The sequence below is a fragment of the Novosphingobium sp. BAM6 genome, assembly GCF_057784955.1.
Window position 1 is genome coordinate 1 of record NZ_JBYNTR010000034.1, and the last position, 1156, is coordinate 1156.

Genomic DNA, 1156 nt, shown 5'->3' on the forward strand with positions numbered 1-1156 from the left:
CTAGTGGATTGACCGGAACGAAAGAGTCCGGTTGGGGATTCCCAGCGGCTTGCAGGCGTGCCAGTCTCGCAGGATGCGCGATGGCATCAGCTTCACCGTTTCGGCCTCCGACCGTCAACGCCTGCACGACATCGTGTCGGCGCCCTTGAGTCCGCAGAAACATGTCTGGCGCGCCCGTATCGTTCTGTTGAGCAGTGACGGCCTGGGCACCTCGGCGATTATGACGGCAACAGGCAAATCGAAGACCTGCGTTTGGCGCTGGCAGGAGCGTTTCATGCATGAAGGCGTCGATGGCCTGCTCCGCGACAAGTCCCGTCCGCCCGGCAAGGCGCCGGTGTTGCCCAAGCGCGTGGCCGAGATTGTCCGGCTGACGCAGGAACCACCGCCGCATGAGGCGACCCACTGGACGGCGCGCGCAATGGCCAAGACGGTTGGGCTTGCCGTTTCGACAGTGCAGTCGATCTGGAAGGCGCATGGCCTTGCTCCGCATCGCTGGCGCAGCTTCAAGCTGTCGAACGATCCGGCATTCGCCGAGAAGCTCACCGAGATCGTCGGTCTTTATGTCGATCCGCCTGCCCATGCGGTGGTCCTATCGATCGACGAGAAGTCGCAGATACAGGCTCTCGATCGCACCCAGCCAGGTCTGCCGATGAAGAAGGGGCGCGCCGGCACGCTGACCCACGACTACAAGCGCTACGGCACGACCACGCTGTTCGCTGCGCTCAACGTGCTCGACGGAACCGTGATAGGGCAGAACATGCAGCGCCACCGCCACCAGGAGTTCATCCGCTTCCTCAATCGGATCGAGCGCGAAGTGCCCAAGGACAAGGCGATCCACGTAATTCTCGACAACTATGCCGCACACAAGAAAGACAAGGTCCAAGAGTGGCTCGCCCGCCATCCGCGCTGGACTTTCCACTTCACGCCAACTTCTTCCTCATGGCTCAATGCCGTCGAGGGCTTCTTCGCAAAATTGACCAGGCGGCGCCTTAAGCACGGCGTGTTCCACTCCGTCGTCGATCTTCAGGCGGCCATCAACCGGTTCATCCGCGAATACAACGCCGACAACCCCAAGCCTTTCATCTGGAAGGCTAATCCGGACGACATTATCGCCGCTCGAAATCGCGGGTTCCAAACGTTGGAGTCAATCCACTAG

1 protein-coding gene is annotated in these 1156 nt (G+C 61.0%); it reads left to right on the forward strand.

Annotated elements, in window-relative coordinates; all coding sequences use genetic code 11:
- The first annotated feature begins 73 nt into the window (after window positions 1-73).
- Window positions 74-1156, forward strand: a complete 1083-nt coding sequence (locus tag AC3EC3_RS19750) for an IS630 family transposase (protein WP_488491277.1) — start codon at window positions 74-76, stop codon at window positions 1154-1156.

Bases quoted from the DNA above. Each gene is read 5' to 3' on its own strand.
- AC3EC3_RS19750 (WP_488491277.1), top strand. From the start codon at position 74: ATGCGCGATGGCATCAGCTTCACCGTTTCGGCCTCCGACCGTCAACGC.